The sequence below is a fragment of the Streptomyces sp. NPDC044044 genome (assembly GCF_056434405.1).
Window position 1 is genome coordinate 974548 of the sequence record NZ_JBWKFG010000002.1, and the last position, 15700, is coordinate 990247.

Here is a 15700-nt window from a genome sequence, read left to right on the forward strand (position 1 = left end):
TCGCTCCAAATGTGCTCAGCGGGTGAACTGGTAGGAGAACGCGCCGAGATCGGGGTCGTTGAGCGGGCTGCCGCCCCAGAGCCAGTCGTAGGAGAGATCGGACTCGCCGTCGAAGTCCCGCCGGAGCTTCTCGTCCCTGGCCCGCTGCTCGGGGCCGTCGGGGAAGTGGTAGAAGGTCTTGTTCTGCAGCGAGGCGTCCTGGACCATCCCGGCGTGCTTGGCGCGCCGGTCGACATAGCGGCGCAGCGCCGCCTCGATGCCGTCCGTCGTGACCGCGCCCAGTTCCTCGGCGAGCACGGCGGCGTCCTCCATGGCCTGCGAGGCGCCCTGCGCCTGGTAGGGGAGCATGGCGTGGCAGGCGTCGCCGAGCAGCGCGACCCGGCCGTCCTGCCACACCGGGTCACGGCGCCGGTGGTAGAGCGCGAAGCAGGAGACGTCCTCCTTCGCCTTGGAGAGCATCGCGGGGACGCGGTCGTCCCAGCCGGGGAAGGCGTCGACGAGGTCCTGCGCGGTGGCGGCGACGGACCACTTCTCGGCGACCTCGTCCGTGCAGGGCACGCAGGCCACGATGTTGAGGAACTCGCCGCCGCGGATCATGTAGTGCACCAGATGGCGGTCGGGCCCGTACCAGATCGTGGACTGGTAGCGGTCCACGAGCCAGCGCGTCGCCGGGTCGGCCGCGATCAACTCGCCCGGTATGAGCGCCCGGTAGGCCATCTCGCCCGAGAACTGCAGGGTGTCGGGCGCGCCCATCAGGTCGCGCACCTGGGAGCGGATGCCGTCGGCGCCGATGACGACGTCGGAGGTGTACCGCCGCCCGTCGTCCGTGATCGCCACCGGACGCGCGGGGTCCGTGCGGTCGAACTCGGCGACCTTGCTGGCGGTGTGCAGCGCGACGACGGGTCCAGGACCTGCCGGGTCGACGCAGGCGTCCATCAGGACGCGGTGCAGATCGGCCCGGTGGTAGTGCCAGTACGGCGCGTTGAACTGCTCCTTGCAGCGCCGCCCGAGCGAGGTCAGGCCGACGACGCTGCCGTCCTTCCAGCGCCGCCGCACCTGGTCGAGCGGCTCGGTGTGGATGGCTTCCAGCTGTCGGCGCAGCCCCAGGCCGAGCAGGATGCGGCTGGCGTTCGGCGCCGTCTGGATGCCCGCGCCCACCTCGCCCAGCTGCGGCGCCTGTTCCAGCACGGTGACCCGCAGGCCGCGGTGCCGCAGCGCGAGGGCGGCGGTCAGGCCACCGAGACCGCCTCCGACGACGGTGACTTCGTACGACTGGCTGGACGCCACACTTCCTCCATCTTCCTGGTGCGTAAGGGCAGTTGGTGCGCGGTCAGCGCTCGGTGAGACGGCCGCCCGTCACGACCTCGGTGTCGTCGACCCGGACGGTGCAGCCCCGCATGGCGATGTCGAGATGGGCGTACGACTCACGCCCGAGGACGGGGTGCGGTCCCGTGGACCACAGGAAGTTCCCGGCGAAGGCGCGGGCGTCCATGCCCATCAGGTCGTCCTTGCCGTACATCGCGGTGGCGAACCAGTCGGCCGTACGCATCAGGCCCCAGCCCATGTGGGAGAGGCTGCGCGCCCACTGGTCGTCGGCGTCCTCGAAGAACGTGTTCAGGAGCTCGGCCTCGGCGCCGCCCGACACCTTCTCGATCTGCCCGCCCGCGATCTGCAGGGTGACCGGCTGGCGGACGTACTCCTTGAAGGGCAGCAGGATGTCGCCCTCGGCGAGCACGATCTGACCGTCGGAGATCTCCGGCCAGGCAAGGACCATGGTGCTCGGCCAGTGGTCCCAGCGGCCCGGGTCGTCGGCGAAGCCGCACTGGAACTCGGGCTTGGATCCCGCGAGTTGCACGGTCAGGTCCGTGCCCGCGTCCGAGGTGACCTTCATGACGGACGACCGCTTCAGCAGCTGTACGCCTTCGAGTACCTCGTCCTTGTCGGCCTCCTTGGGCAGGTTGCGGATGAGGACGTCGGGCGCGTCGCAGACGAAGATGATGCGGGTGCCCGCGCGCAGGATCTCCTGCTGGACCGGCGCGTGGATGAAGCCCTCGCGGGTGAGGTCGACGACCAGGTCGGCGGACTTCAGCAGGTCCTGCGCGGTGGAGTCGTTGAGTACGGAGACCAGTCCGGGGCCCGCGCCGGTGTGGGTGCTCGGCATCGGCGCGGGGCTGCCGCCGGGGACGGTCGCGGCGATGACATGGGCGCCGCACGTCTTCGCGGCGCCGAACGCCGCCGCCACGTAGTCGCCGCGGCTGCCGGGCTCGGAGAGGACGACGACGTGCTCGCCCTCGCGCAGCTTGCACAGCCGCAGCTCGCGGGTGAACGCGTCGAGCAGATCGACGGACGAAAGATCGAACACGGGGGATCCCTTCTTTCGGGCTGCCGCGGACATGCGGGCAGCACGACTCCGGACACATCGTGCGAGGGAAGTTGTGGGGTGCTCAGGCAGGCCTGACTGGCCCACTGTGTAGGGCCTGAGCTGCGGTTACGAGGCGGTGGGTGACCGCCCGACGGAGATAATCCGAACACGTACTATCTCCCTTGGCAAGGGGTCGCGCACGGAGTTAACCCGGGTGTTTCCTGACGAGGCATCAGGAGGATCGGGTGGTGGCCCCGCCGGTCGACCCCGCGATTTCCGCCCGTGCGAAGGGGGTTCCCCGTCGGCCATGGATATGCAAGTCTCCTCCTAAATCTCCGGGAGCAGCCGTCGACCCACTGGTCAACAGGGCTGCCCTGGCCTCGACATGGGGTGAAGAAGTGTTGCGGAACGGGACACGGGGGCACGATCTGGCCTCGCTGCGCCGGCTGAACACCACCGTCGTGCTGCGCGCCCTGCACCACCGCAGCCCGCAGACCCTCGCGGAGCTCGCCGCGGGCACCGGACTCTCCCGGCCCACCGTGGAATCCGCCGTCGAGGAGCTGGCCGCGCACGGCTGGGCGGGCGAGGCCGAGCGTGACGACGGCGAGCGCGCGCCGGGGCGCCCGGCACGGCGGTTCCGGTTCCGTGTGGAGGCGGGCCGTGTCGTCGGCGCCGACATCGGCCTGCACAAGATGGTGCTGCTGCTCGCCGATCTCGGCGGGACGGTCCTTGCCGTGCGGCGCGAGGACATCGACCCGGAGCTGGGCGGAGCCCAGCGGCTCGGCCTTCTCCGCAAGGGGCTCGAATCCTTTCTGGACGCGCACTCCGTGCGGCGCGACGACATCCTCGCCCGCTGCGTCGGCGTACCCGGCGTCGTGGACGCGGGCGGCACCATCACCTCCCACGTCGTCCCCGAGTGGTCCGGCGTCGACCTCGGGCGGCTCCTCGCCGACGGGGAGCCGGGCCACACCCTCGTCGAGAACGACGTGAACCTCGCCGTGCTCGCCGAGCGCTGGCAGGGCGCGGCCACCCTCGCCGGTGATGTCGTCTGCGTCCTGACCGGACACCGCGTGGCGTGCAGTCTCACCATCGGCGGGCGGTTGCACCGGGGCAGGCGCGGTGGCGCGGGCGAGCTGGGGCTGCTTCCGCTGCTCGGCATGAACACCGCGCAGGACGCGCTCAGTTGGAAGGGCGCACGGCGCACCGGTGAGTCCGAGGTGGCGGCCCTCGCGCGCGCCGCGGACACCGGGGACCCGCGTGCCCTCGCAGCCGTCGCCGACTTCGCGGACCGCATCTCGCCGGGCATCGCCGCCCTCGCCCTCGCCGTCGACCCGGAGCTCGTGGTGCTCACCGGCGGCGCGACCCCGCTCGGCGGCCATCTCGTGCCGCTGATCGAGGACAGGCTGCGACCGCTGACCCTGCACGTCCCGCGCATCGCGCTGAGCACGCTCGGCGAACAGGGCGTCGCGATCGGCGCCGTACGCAAGGCACTTGACCAGGTCGAATCCGATCTCCTGACGGATTCGGCGTCGTAGGAAAGCTCCAGGGCGGCTCTGGGAAGCACCAGGGCCCCCGCGGAAGATCCGGAAGCGGAGGCGCGCATGCGTAGGAGAACTCTGCTGTACGGAGCGATGGCGGCGCCGCTGCTCGCCGCCTGCTCCGGCCAGAGTGACGACGGGAAGAGCGGCGGCCGGACCACTCTCTCGTACGGGGTGTGGGACGTGGCCCAGGTGCCGGGCCTGCAGAAGGTGATCGACGCCTTCGAGAAGGAGAACCCCGGCATCTCCGTACGCATGGAGCTCACGCCGTGGTCGAGCTACTGGACCACCCTGAAGACCGCGATGCGCGGCGGCACGGCCCCCGACGTCTTCTGGATGAACGCGGTCAACCTGCAGCTGTACGCCTCGAACGGAGTCCTGGAACCCCTGAGCGGACACATCAGGAGCGACGCGACCCCCGTGGACCGCCACCCCGCTTCCCTCCTGCAGATCTACGCCTATCAGGGCACGCAGTACGGCATTCCCAAGGACTTCGACACCATCGGCCTCTGGTACAACAAGGCGCTCTTCGACAAGGCGGGCATCACGTACCCGGACACGACGTGGACCTGGGACGACGTGCGCGACGCCGCCGCCGAACTCACCAACCCGCGCGAGCGGGTGCACGGCATGGCCGCCGAGATGGACCGCCAGGCCCAGCTCTACCCGGCCATCCACGGAGCGGGCGGCCACGTCCTCAAGGACGGGAAGTCCGGCTTCGGCGACGAGCGCTCCATCGAGGGCCTGCGCTACTGGACCGACATGATCGACCGCGGCTGGTCACCCCCGCAGAGCGCGATGGTCGAGTCCAAGGCGCGCAACCGCTTCTGGTCGGAGAAGGCCGCCATGGTCTACGAGATATCCGCGTTCTCGGGGCAGTATCACGCCGTTCCCGCGATCAAGGACCACGGCGGCGTCACCGTCCTGCCCAAGGGCCGGGAGCGCGCCACGATCATCCACGGCCTCGCCAACGTCATCTCCGCCAAGAGCCGCAAGAAGGAGGCGGCCTGGAAGTTCGTCCACTTCATGGCCGGCCGCGAGGCCGCGGAGATCCAGGCATCGGCGGGCGTCACCATCTCCTCGTACGAGGGGACGCAGGACGCCTGGTTCAAGTCGATGCCCCAGTACGACCTGAAGTGCTTCGTCGAGATGCTGGAGTACGCCGTGCCGTACCCGAGCTCGAGGAACACCGCGGTCTGGGAGAACCTCCAATACCCGCTCCTGGGCGCCGCGTTCAGCGGCAAGGGCGGCATCGAGAGCGCGGCCCGCACGCTGGGCGAGCAGATGGACCGAGCCCTGAAGGGGGAGCGCGCATGATGAGTGTCTTTCCCTCCACGGCCGCGGCGAAGAAGGCGGGCCGCAGCAAGGCGGCGGCCTCCGCACCCAAGTCCCGCAACCAGAAAGCCGCTTACCTCTTCGTCGCGCCGCTCGGCATCGGCTTCGCCGTCTTCTACTTCTGGCCGCTCCTGCAGACCTTCTTCTACAGCTTCACCGAGTTCGGGGCGTTCGGCGGCAACACCTGGGTCGGCACGGACAATTACGTGCGCGTCCTGAAGGACGTCACCGTCTGGCAGGCGCTCGGCAACACGCTGATCTACTGCGTCATCGGACTGCTCGCCCTGCCGCTCGCCATCGGCGTCGCCGCGCTGCTCAACCGGCGCGGACTGCGCGGTGTCGCGGTCTACCGCGCCCTGTACTTCATCCCGTTCGTGACGCTGCCCGTGGCCGTCGGCCTGGTCTGGAACTGGCTCTACAACGGCGACTACGGACTGATCAACGAAGTCTTCGAGTGGTTCGGCGCCGACCGCCGCTACTGGGTCTCCGACCCCTCGACCGCCGTGTACGCGATCGGCACCGTCATGGTCTGGTCGACCACCGGCTACTACTTGATCATCTTCATGGCGGGCATCAAGGGCATCCCGCAGGACTACTACGAAGCCGCCGAGCTGGACGGCGCCGGGCCGCTGCGCCGCTTCTTCACCATCACGCTGCCGCTGCTCAGCCCGACGATCTTCTTCGCGTCCATCATCTGCATGATCAACTCACTGCAGACCTTCGACCTGATCTACATCATGATGGCCGAGAAGAACCCGGCCATCGGCGACACCCAGTCCGTGGTGAGCCTCTTCTACAAATGGGCCTTCATCGAGAACGCCCAGGGCGCCGCCGCCGCGCTCGCCTTCCTGCTCATGCTGATCATCGCGGCGCTGACACTGGTGCAGTTCAGGCTGCAGAAGAGGTGGGTGCACTATGCGTGAGTCATCGACCCGTCGGCGTCCTGGCACCGGTCGTTCCCACGCCGGTTCGGTCGCCACCCACGCGGCGCTCTCGCTCGGCGCCCTGGTGATGGTGTTCCCCTTCCTGTGGCAACTGCTCACCGCCGCCAAGTCCCTTGCCGAGACGGCGAAAGTGCCGCCGACCTTCCTGCCCGACACCTGGAACTGGTCGAGCTTCGAAGAGGTCTTCAGCGCCTTGCCGTTCCGGGAAATGCTGTTCAACAGCGTCTTCAACACCGTGGGGCGCACGGTCGGGCAGCTGGTGTTCTGCTCGCTCGCCGCCTACGCCTTCGCGCGCATGCAATTCCGGGGCCGCAACGTCCTGTTCGCGCTCTTCCTCTCCGTGCTGATGGTGCCGAGCTCGCTGCTCGTCCTGCCGCAGTACGACATCATCCAGCGGCTCGGCCTGCTCAACTCGGCACCGGCGCTGTTCCTGCCGGGCATGTTCAGCGCGTTCGGGACCTTCATGCTGCGGCAGTTCTTCCTCACGCTCCCCAAGGAGCTCGAGGAAGCCGCGCGGATCGACGGCGCGGGCCCGTTCCGGATCTTCTGGTCGATCATGCTGCCCCTTGTGCGGCCCGCGCTCGCCGCGCTCGCCGTCATCACCGCGATGTGGTCGTGGAACGACCTCCTGTGGCCGCTGATCGTCAACACCGACCCCCAGAAGATGCCCATCAGTGCGGGACTGACCTCGCTGGAGGGCCAGTTCGAGACCAACTACCCGGTGATGATGGCCGGTTCGCTCATCGCGAGCCTGCCCATGCTCATCGTCTACGTCTTCCTGCAGCGGCACTTCGTGCAGAGCGTCGCGCTCTCCGGCTCCAAGAGCTGACCCGCCGACCGCACGTCAAGAAGCCGATCCCCTTTCAGGAACCAGGAAAGGTAACCCCCTTCATGCGACCGCTTCACATCGGCCTGATCGGCGCGGGCGGCATCGCCCGCGCCCATCTCCCCGGCTGGCTCGAACTGGGTGCGCGCGTCAGCGTGTACACCGTGGACGGCTCGGCGGAGAAGCTCGCCGCCGAGTACACGGGGCACGAGGTCGCCGCGTCGGCGAGCCTCGACGCGCTGCTCGCCGACTGCACGGCCGTCGACATCTGCACCCCCACCCCCACCCACAAGGAGCTCGCCCTTGCGGCCGTCGCCGCGGGCCGCCACGTCATCTGCGAGAAGCCCCTCGCGCTCAAAGCATCCGACGCCGAGGAGATCGCGGCAGCCGCCGAAGCGGCGGGCGTCCGGCTGCATCCCGCCCATGTCGTGCGGTACTTCCCGGCGTACGCAGCGATGCAACAGGCCGTAGAGCGCGGTGAGTTGGGTGACCTCGCGGTGCTGCGGTTCACGCGCGGCGGTGCGCGCCCGCGGTGGGCGCCCTGGTTCGGCGACCCCGCCAAGTCCGGCGGCGTCATCATGGACCTGATGGTGCACGACATCGACATCGCCCGCGGGATCGCCGGCGACGTGGTCCGCGTGCACGCACAGACGCGCGGCGTCGAGCACGCCACGGGCGGCCCGGAGGCCGAGGTCGTCTCGGCGACCGCCGTCCTCACCCACGCCTCCGGCGCGATCAGCCACATCACCGGCCTCTGGGGCCTCCCGGACCAGCAGTTCCGTACGACGTTCCGGATCGCGGGCGGCGACGGGCTGCTGCGGCACGACTCCACGTCCGTGCCGGGCTACCGGATCACCGCGCAGGGGGTGCGCGCGGCCAACGAGGGCATCCCGTCGAGCCCGATGTCGGAGAGTCCCTACCTGGCCGAGCTGCGGGAGTTCGCGGCCTCGTGGGAGGAGGGCGGCGGTGAACCGCGGGTGAGCGCGCGGGACGGGATCGAGGCGGTGCGGATCGCCGAGGCGGCGGTGGAGTCGAGCCGTACGGGCCGGGCGGTCGCGATCGAGGCGAGCGGCATCGGAACGAGCCGGGCGGACGAGGTCCGGACAGACATCAAGGAGGTCACGCGATGAAGGTCGCCGTCCTGTCGTTCGCCCATGTCCACGCGGCCGGATATCTGCGGCTCCTGTCCCGTATGCCGGGTGTCGAGGTCATCGGCAGTGACCCGGACGCCGGGTCGGCCGCGCCCGGCGAGGTGCGGGGACGCGCCTTCGCCGAGGAGAGGGGGGTCGCGTACGCGGATTCGTACGACGAGGTCTTCGCCTGGGGCCCGGACGCGGTGATCGTCTGCTCCGAGAACGCGCGTCACCGCCCGCTGGTGGAGCTCGCCGCTTCCCGTGGCGTGGACGTCCTGTGCGAGAAGCCGCTGGCCACGACGGTCGCGGACGGCGAGGCGATGCTCGCGGCCTGCCGGGCGGCCGGGGTGCGGCTCGCGGTCGCCTTCCCGGTCCGCTTCAGCCCCGCGTACGCGGCGGTCAAGGCGGCCGTCGCGTCGGGTGAGGCGGGCCGGATCCTGACGGTGTCCGGCGCGAACAACGGCTCGATGCCGGCCTCGCGGCGCTGGTTCGCCGACCCCGAACTCGCGGGCGGCGGCGCCCTGATGGACCACACGGTCCACATCGCCGACCTCCTGGACGACCTTTTCGGCGACGCCCGAGCCGTGGACGTGTACGCGCAGACGAACAACCGCATGTACGAGGACGAGGTCGAAGCCGAGACGAGCGGCCTGGTCACCGTGACCTACGACAACGGCTCGGTGGCCACGATCGACTGCAGCTGGTCGCACCCGCGCTCGCACCACTCCTGGGGCGGGCTCGAACTGACGGTGGTCGGCGAGCGGGCGACCCTGGAGATGGACGCCTTCGACCAGTCGGTGCACGGCTACAGCGAACGCCACCGGCAGGGGCTGGAACTGCCCTTCGGTGCCGATCTGGACGAGCGGATGCTGCGGGCGTTCCTCCACGGGCCCGAGAAGGGCGGCATGGACGTGGCGGACGGCGAGGGCGGGCTGCGGACGCTGAGGATCGTGGCGGCGGGCTATGCGTCGGCCAGGAGCGGGGAGCCGGTGGCGGTGGGCTGAGACACCGGGGCGGGGCGCAGGTCCCGGGGGGCGTTCAGCCGCCGAAGAGCTGCGTCCAGTACGTCCCCGCCGAGCCGCCGCCCGCGAAGCCGACGCCGAGGTGGGTGAAGGAGGGCTTGAGGATGTTGGCCCGGTGGCCGGGGCTGTTCATCCAGCCGTCCACCACCTCGGCGGGCGTGCGCTGCCCGCAGGCGATGTTCTCGCCGATCGCGCGGTGCGTGCTGCCCGCGGCGGACGCGCGGTGCCAGGGTTCGCCGCCGTCGGGCGAGGTGTGGGCGTAGAAGGCGCGGGCGATCATGTCCGCGCTGTGGCCCTGCGCCGCCACGGTCAGGAGCGGATCGGGGGACAGGGGGCGAAGACCGGCCGCCGTCCGCTCGGCGTTGGTGAGACGGAGCACGGCGGACCCCCACTCCGCGAGTCCCTGCTGGCTGAACGGGGTGGCCCACACCGCCGTCCAGTAGATGTCGCCGGAGCGCGCGTCGGTGGTGTGGGCCACGCCGACCTGTGCGTACGCGCGGCTGAGCACCGTACGCCGCGACTGCTCGCCCGAGAGGCAGTACTCCACGAAGTCGGCGGGTGTGCGCGGCCCGGAGACCAGATGCTCGCCGACGGCCAGGTACGCGTACCCTCCCGCGACGACGCGCTGGTACAGGGACGTGCCGTCCGCGTGCTCCGAGCTGAGCGCGCCCCGCGCCGCCATCCCGGCGGCGTGCGCGCTCGCGGCGGCCGTCAGCCGGGCGTCGAGGGTGACGGGAGGCGCGCCCACCGACGCCCGTGCGGCATTGACCAGCGGGAGGAAGCCGTCGGGGCCGGTCGCGGGCGGGCCGGTCGGAGCGGTCATCGGAGCAGCTATCGGAGCAGCCATCGGAGCGCCCGGGGGCGGCCCGGCAGCGGCCGGAGGCTGCGCGGTCTCGTCCTGCGCCACATCCACCCCGAAGTCCCGCGCCACCCCCGCGAGCCCGTCCGCGTACCCCTGGCCGAGCGCCCGCAGCTTCCACCCCGGGCCCCGGCGGTAGATCTCCGCGAGCAGCAGCACCGTCTCGCGGTCGGGGCGCGGCGGTGTGAAGTGGGCCACTTGCCGGCCGCCGGGCCCGTGCACCTGGAGCGCGATGGCGGGCAGCCGGCCCAGGGGAGTGCCCGGCTCGGCGGGGCTGATGGCCACGGTGACGCGGCTCGCACCGGCGCGCAGACGCCGTCCGTCGACCGTGACCGTGTCGCCCTGGAGCCGGGCGCCGGCGGTGGTGGGCTGGTTGTAGAAGACGAAGTCGCCGTCGCCCGCGACCTTCCCGCTGTCGTCCGTGACGATCACTGACAGGTCGAAGGGGCCTGGCACCCGGAGGGTGACGGCCCCGTCCGGCAGCGGCACGTTCCCCCCGGCAACCAGCTCGTTCATGCAAGGACAACGCGAGGCCGGCCCCGCGAGGTTCCCGCCGGGGAGGCCCGCCGCGCATGACCGCCTCAAGGCTGAGGGCGGCTGAGACCGGAGGCGGATCCGCGCCGCGAAAGGCGCGTATTAGCGTAGGGGCCACGGGAAAGCACAATTCACCGACAGGATCCGAGGTGCCCGGCAGATGGCAAGCCGCAGCGAGAGCCGTACCCAGCTCGTCGAGGGACTCATGGAGCGGTTCCCGCAGGTGCCGCGAGAGGCGGTGATCAAGGAGGACCTGCTCAGGGGAGGCATGGCGTTCGACGAGTCCGCGCTCAGCGACACCGTCAACGAAGCTTCCGGCGAGGTCAAGCCGAAGTCGTACTTCATCTTCTCCTTCGACCACAGCACGCTGCCCGAGCTCGGCGCCGCAGCCCTGCGCCGCCCGCCCGAGGAGATCGTCCTCACCGGCGGTCCGTACGACCTGCGCCGCACGGTCGTCTCGGTCCGCGTGAACCCCTCGTCGCCCTACCGCGTGGCCGCCGACGACAACGGCGTCCTCGGTCTCTACCTGGACGGCGTCCGCATCTCCGACGTGGGCCTGCCGCCGATGCCGGACTACTACCGGCACACGCTGGAGAACGGCAAGTCCGTGATGGAGGTGGCGCCCACCATCCAATGGGGCTACCTCATCTACCTGACGGTCTTCCGGGTCTGCCAGTACTTCGGCGCCAAGGAGGAGTGCCAGTACTGCGACATCAACCACAACTGGCGCCAGCAGAAGGCGGCGGGCCGCCCCTACACGGGTGTGAAGCCGATGGACGAGGTCCTTGAGGCCCTCGCCATCATCGACAAGTACGACACCGCGAAGTCCTCCACCGCGTACACGCTCACCGGCGGCGCCATCACCTCGCAGATCGGCGGCAAGGACGAGGCGGACTTCTACGGCCAGTACGCGAAGGCCATCGAGGAGCGCTTCCCCGGCCGCTGGATCGGCAAGGTCGTCGCCCAGGCCCTGCCCAAGGCGGACGTGCAGCGCTTCCACGACTACGGCGTGCGGATCTACCACCCCAACTACGAGGTGTGGGACCCGTATCTCTTCGAGCGGTACTGCCCCGGCAAGGAGCGCTACGTGGGCCGGGACGAGTGGCACCGCCGCATCCTGGACTCCGCGGAGGTGTTCGGGCCGCGCAACGTCATCCCGAACTTCGTGGCGGGCGTGGAGATGGCGGAGCCGTTCGGCTTCAAGACGGTCGGCGAGGCCATCGACTCGACCGTGGAGGGGCTGCAGTACTTCATGTCGCGCGGCATCACGCCCCGCTTCACCACGTGGTGCCCTGAGCCCACGACACCGCTCGGCAAGGCGAACCCGCAGGGCGCCCCGCTGGAGTACCACGTCCGTCTCCTGGAGGCGTACCGCGCGACGATGGAGGACAACGGCCTGACGTCGCCGCCCGGTTACGGGCCCGCGGGGCCGGGGCGCGCGGTGTTCTCCGTCTCCTCCTTCATGGACAGCCTGGCTCCCGAGCAGTCGGCCGAGGAAGTCGGGGAAACGGTCTAGGGAGAGCGGCCTGAGGGGCGAGGCCTAAGGGGCGAGGCCGGGGGCGCGCCCGGCCAGCGCCGACAGGAGCCGTTCGGCCTCCGCCGTCACCGAGGTGAGGGCGGAGGCAGGGTCGGGCGAGCGGGCCAGGAGCATGCCCGCCTCGCACAGCGCGCCGAACATCATCTGGCAGCGCACGTCCAGATCCCCCTCGCCGATGTGTCCCGCGGCGGCAGCCGCACGCATGCCGCCGGTCAACACCCGCAGCGTATGGGCGTATTCGATCTCGCGGACGGTCTCCCAGCCCAGGACCGCGGGCGCGTCGAGCAGCACGATCCGCCGGAATCCGGGGTCGAGGCAGTGCTCGAGGAAGCGGCGGCAGCCGCGCCGCAGCGCGGACCAGGCGTCGGGCTCCTCGGCCGCCGCGCGCTCCAACTCCGCCGCGATCTCCTCCTGTTCGCGGACGAACACCGCGTGGAAGAGGGCGGCCTTGCCCTCGAAGTGGTGATAGGCCGCACCCTTGGTGACCCCGGCGTCGGCCGCCACGGCGACGATCGAGGTCGTCGCGTACCCGTCCCGGCCGAAGAGCCGCTGCGCCGCGGTGATCAGCTGCGCGGTGGTCGCGTCGGAGCGTTCCGCCTGTGTACGGCGGGCAGTTGGGTGCGCGGGCGGGATCACGGGTCGGCTCCTCTTGACGAACATACTCAGGGTACGTAGGTTCCGCACCAGTTGCATACCTTCGGTATGGAAGCGAGTTGAGCATGACAAAGTCGCTCTTCGCCGTCTACGGAGCCTATGGGCACACCGGCCGCCTGGTGGCCGACGAACTACTCGCCAGGGATGAGGAGTTACTCCTGGTCGGCCGCAACGCCGAGGCGTTGCGCACACTGGCCGACGAACTCGACGCGGGGGATCGCGTACGGATCCGTACCGCCTCCGTGGACGACGCGGCTGCACTGCGCGAGGTGATGACGGCCGCCGACGTCCTCATCCAGTGCGCGGGCCCCTTCGCCGTCACCGGCGCTGCCGTCGCCACCGCCGCCGCGGAAGCCGGCTGCCACTATGTCGACCACGCCCTCGAACCCCACCACGTGAAAGCGGTCTTCGACACCGCGCAGGCCACCGCGCAGCGCACCGGCGCCGTCATGATCCCCGGCGTCAGCTTCTACGGCGGCCTCGGCGACCTCCTCGCGGGCGCGGTGTCGGACGGCATCGCGGGCATCGACCGGATCGTCGTCGCGTACGCCGTGAACGGCTGGCGCCTGACCACCGGAGCCAAGAACACCGCGACCCACCTCCTGGCCGAGACCGAACGCCTCACCTTCAGCGACGGCGCCCTGCACGCGGGCTACGTCGAACCCCGCAATGCCGTCTTCCCCTTCCCGCCGCCGCTCGGCCCGCGCACGATGATCGCGCCGTTCCCGTCCTTCGAGACCGTGACGGTGCCGCGCCATGTCCCCGTCCGCAACATCGACTTGATGCTCAGCACCAGCGCCTTCGAGGCGACGGACGCCTTCGCGAGCGAGCACATCGGCGCCGCGGAACGGGCGGGCACCGACTTCACCGTCGCCGTCCAGGCGATGTGGGAAGGGGGCGCCGCGGCAGGGCAGCTGACCGGCCACGACCTGTGGCGGGCCGGAGCGCTGGCCTCGGTGGAGGCCGCGGTGCGGATCGCGGAGGGCAGGGGGCCGACGAAGACAGGGGTCCTCGCGCCCGGTGAGGCCTTCACTGCGGAGGCGTTCCTGAGGGAGCTGGAGCGGCAGGGCGCGTTCACCCTCACGCTGCCGCGCGGTGCGGGGCGAGAGGAGTGAGCGCCGCGACGCCGTCGGGCGAACCGGTCCTCGTCACCGGAGCGGCAGGGGGACAGCAGGGTTCCACAGGGCGACATGTGGTGCGGCTGCTCCTGGAGCGGGGTCAGGCGGTACGCGCCTTCGTGCGCACCGACGACGAACGCGCCGCCGAGCTGCGGAAGGCGGGGGCGGAGGTGGTCGTCGGCGACCTCCGCGAGATCACGGACGTGCTCGCGGCCGTGCGGGGAGTGCGGCGCGCCTTCTTCACGTACCCGGTGACCGACGGCCTGCTGGAGGCGACCGGCGCGTTCGCCGCGGCGGCCCGGCGCGAGGGCCTCGAACGCGTCGTCGAGGTGTCCCAGCTGGCGGCGGCACCGGACGCGGGCACGCCTCGGATGCGGCAGCACTGGGTCGCCGAGGAGGTCTTCGACTGGGCGGGGATCGGGGCGGTGCATCTGCGGGCCGGGGTCTTCTTCGAGAATCTGGACTTCCTGGTCCGGGCGGGCGGCGGCCGTGAGCTGGTGATGCCGCTCGGCTCCCTTGACACGGTGCTTCCGCTGATCGCGGGCACGGACGTGGCGCGAGTGGGAGCAGGACTGCTCGCCGATCCGATGCCGGAGTGCCCCGATCCCGTGGTGCTCCTGACGGGGCAGGTGCTGACGGTCGGCGAGGTCGTGGAGACGTTCGGCGGCGGCCTGAAGTACGTGGACGAGTCACCGGAGGCGTGGCACGAGCGGGCGGTGCGGCTGTACGGCGACGCGCACGTGGTGGCCCACCTGGACAAGCTGTGGGAACTGTTCCGCCTGATCGGCTCGCACCACGAGCTGTACGAGGTGACGGAGTCGATCGGGCGGTTCGGGGGGAGGGCACCGGGGACGCTGGCGGATTTCGTGCGGGACAGTCGGGGCTGAGGTCCGCCTCCGGGGCTCCCCAGCCCGTCCGGCGTCTGAGGACGAACTCGGCGGAGCCGGTGATCGACGGCACCACGGCTCCCGCGCCGGAGTGGGTATCGGGAAGGGGCGGGGTTGGGGAATGATCGATCAAACTTAGGAATGATCGATCAAACGGCAACCCCGTCCACCCCGCACCCCCGGAGGATCACGTGCAGCACCACCCCGTCACGGTAGTGACCGGCGGCAGCCGCGGCATCGGCGCGGCCATCGCCACCCGCCTCGCCGCGGACGGCCACCACATCGCCCTCGGCTACCACTCCGACGCCTACGCCGCCGAGAAGACAGCCGCGGAAGTCCGTGCGACCGGCGCGAGCTGCGTCACCGTCCGCATGGACACGGCGGACGAGACGGACGTCGACCGCCTCTTCGAGACCGCCGCCGCGGAACTCGGCCCGGTCACGGGACTGGTGAACAACGCCGGGATCGGCGCCCCGGTGGGCCCCCTCGCCGAGGCCGACGCCGCCGCCATGCGCCGCGCGCTCGACGTGAACGTACTCGGCTATCTCCTCTGCGCCCGCCGCGCGATCCGCGACATGACGCGGACCGGCGCGGGCGGCGGCATCGTGAACATCTCCTCCGCGGCGGCGACCCTCGGCGCCCCGGGCGAGTACGTCCACTACGCCGCCGCCAAGGGGGCCGTCGACACGATGACGGTCGGTCTGTCGAAGGAGGTCGCTGCGGACGGCATCCGCGTCAACGCCGTCGCTCCCGGCGTCATCTGGACCGAGTTCCACGCCGACCCCGAGCGCCCGGCCAAGCTCGCCGCCGGGATTCCGCTGGGACGCTCGGGCCGGCCCGAGGAGATCGCGGCGGCCGTCGCCTGGCTGCTCTCGGACGAGGCGTCCTACGCGAGCGGAACCATCCTGCGGGTGGCGGGCGGAAGGTGAGGCAACCGGCCCGCGCACCTGC

General features: G+C 70.9%; 14 protein-coding genes. 10 read left to right on the top strand and 4 right to left on the bottom strand.

Features of this window, described 5'->3' with window-relative positions; all coding sequences use genetic code 11:
- Positions 1-15: 15 nt before the first annotated feature.
- Positions 16-1287: an FAD-dependent monooxygenase gene (locus AC07AG_RS10205; RefSeq protein WP_478753679.1), complete on the bottom strand. Its 1272-nt coding sequence runs from the start codon at positions 1285-1287 to the stop codon at positions 16-18.
- Between the two features lie 43 nt (positions 1288-1330).
- Entirely contained in the window at positions 1331-2362 is a 1032-nt protein-coding gene (locus AC07AG_RS10210) for a 2,5-dihydroxypyridine 5,6-dioxygenase NicX family protein (protein WP_361043264.1), read from the bottom strand.
- 401 nt (positions 2363-2763) lie between these two features.
- Here AC07AG_RS10210 and AC07AG_RS10215 point away from each other — a divergent pair, with 401 nt between their 5' ends.
- The 6 genes from AC07AG_RS10215 (at position 2764) to AC07AG_RS10240 (ending at position 9142) form a co-directional block, all read left to right on the top strand.
- Positions 2764-3897, top strand: coding sequence for an ROK family protein (locus AC07AG_RS10215; protein ID WP_478753681.1), 1134 nt, complete (start codon positions 2764-2766; stop codon positions 3895-3897).
- 66 nt (positions 3898-3963) lie between these two features.
- Positions 3964-5217, top strand: coding sequence for an ABC transporter substrate-binding protein (locus tag AC07AG_RS10220; RefSeq protein ID WP_478753682.1), 1254 nt, complete (start codon positions 3964-3966; stop codon positions 5215-5217).
- Positions 5214-6158, top strand: coding sequence for a carbohydrate ABC transporter permease (locus AC07AG_RS10225; protein WP_478753684.1), 945 nt, complete (start codon positions 5214-5216; stop codon positions 6156-6158). The genes AC07AG_RS10220 and AC07AG_RS10225 overlap by 4 nt, the downstream gene beginning before the upstream one ends.
- Complete coding sequence (locus AC07AG_RS10230; RefSeq protein ID WP_478753686.1) at positions 6151-7008, top strand: carbohydrate ABC transporter permease; 858 nt, start codon at positions 6151-6153, stop codon at positions 7006-7008. Before AC07AG_RS10225 ends, AC07AG_RS10230 begins: the two co-directional genes overlap by 8 nt.
- Positions 7009-7070: 62 nt before the next feature.
- Entirely contained in the window at positions 7071-8135 is a 1065-nt protein-coding gene (locus AC07AG_RS10235; protein WP_478753688.1) for a Gfo/Idh/MocA family protein, read from the top strand.
- Positions 8132-9142, top strand: coding sequence for a Gfo/Idh/MocA family protein (locus AC07AG_RS10240; RefSeq protein WP_478753690.1), 1011 nt, complete (start codon positions 8132-8134; stop codon positions 9140-9142). Before AC07AG_RS10235 ends, AC07AG_RS10240 begins: the two co-directional genes overlap by 4 nt.
- Positions 9143-9176: 34 nt before the next feature.
- Here AC07AG_RS10240 and AC07AG_RS10245 read toward each other — a convergent pair whose 3' ends face one another.
- Complete coding sequence (locus AC07AG_RS10245) at positions 9177-10535, bottom strand: CAP domain-containing protein (protein ID WP_478753692.1); 1359 nt, start codon at positions 10533-10535, stop codon at positions 9177-9179.
- Positions 10536-10713: 178 nt separating this feature from the next.
- Here AC07AG_RS10245 and AC07AG_RS10250 point away from each other — a divergent pair, with 178 nt between their 5' ends.
- On the top strand, positions 10714-12069 hold the full coding sequence (locus AC07AG_RS10250; RefSeq protein ID WP_478753694.1) for a radical SAM protein: 1356 nt from the start codon (positions 10714-10716) through the stop codon (positions 12067-12069).
- A 24-nt stretch (positions 12070-12093) separates the two neighbouring features.
- Here AC07AG_RS10250 and AC07AG_RS10255 read toward each other — a convergent pair whose 3' ends face one another.
- Positions 12094-12726, bottom strand: a complete 633-nt coding sequence (locus tag AC07AG_RS10255) for a TetR/AcrR family transcriptional regulator (protein ID WP_478753696.1) — start codon at positions 12724-12726, stop codon at positions 12094-12096.
- Positions 12727-12809: 83 nt separating this feature from the next.
- Here AC07AG_RS10255 and AC07AG_RS10260 point away from each other — a divergent pair, with 83 nt between their 5' ends.
- From AC07AG_RS10260 to AC07AG_RS10270, 3 genes are all read left to right on the top strand, one after another.
- Complete coding sequence (locus tag AC07AG_RS10260; protein WP_478753698.1) at positions 12810-13859, top strand: saccharopine dehydrogenase NADP-binding domain-containing protein; 1050 nt, start codon at positions 12810-12812, stop codon at positions 13857-13859.
- Positions 13856-14749: an NAD(P)H-binding protein gene (locus AC07AG_RS10265; RefSeq protein ID WP_478753700.1), complete on the top strand. Its 894-nt coding sequence runs from the start codon at positions 13856-13858 to the stop codon at positions 14747-14749. The genes AC07AG_RS10260 and AC07AG_RS10265 overlap by 4 nt, the downstream gene beginning before the upstream one ends.
- A gap of 191 nt (positions 14750-14940) precedes the next feature.
- Positions 14941-15678 carry an SDR family oxidoreductase gene (locus AC07AG_RS10270; protein ID WP_478753702.1) on the top strand — a complete coding sequence of 246 codons (738 nt, stop codon included), beginning with the start codon at positions 14941-14943 and terminating at the stop codon, positions 15676-15678.
- The last annotated feature ends 22 nt before the right edge of the window (positions 15679-15700 follow it).

Coding starts and splice junctions, on each gene's coding strand:
- AC07AG_RS10220 (WP_478753682.1), top strand. CDS start 3,964: ATGCGTAGGAGAACTCTGCTGTACGGAGCGATGGCGGCGCCGCTGCTC.
- AC07AG_RS10235 (WP_478753688.1), top strand. CDS start 7,071: ATGCGACCGCTTCACATCGGCCTGATCGGCGCGGGCGGCATCGCCCGC.
- AC07AG_RS10250 (WP_478753694.1), top strand. CDS start 10,714: ATGGCAAGCCGCAGCGAGAGCCGTACCCAGCTCGTCGAGGGACTCATG.
- AC07AG_RS10240 (WP_478753690.1), top strand. CDS start 8,132: ATGAAGGTCGCCGTCCTGTCGTTCGCCCATGTCCACGCGGCCGGATAT.
- AC07AG_RS10225 (WP_478753684.1), top strand. CDS start 5,214: ATGATGAGTGTCTTTCCCTCCACGGCCGCGGCGAAGAAGGCGGGCCGC.
- AC07AG_RS10230 (WP_478753686.1), top strand. CDS start 6,151: ATGCGTGAGTCATCGACCCGTCGGCGTCCTGGCACCGGTCGTTCCCAC.
- AC07AG_RS10260 (WP_478753698.1), top strand. CDS start 12,810: ATGACAAAGTCGCTCTTCGCCGTCTACGGAGCCTATGGGCACACCGGC.
- AC07AG_RS10245 (WP_478753692.1), bottom strand. CDS start 10,535: ATGAACGAGCTGGTTGCCGGGGGGAACGTGCCGCTGCCGGACGGGGCC.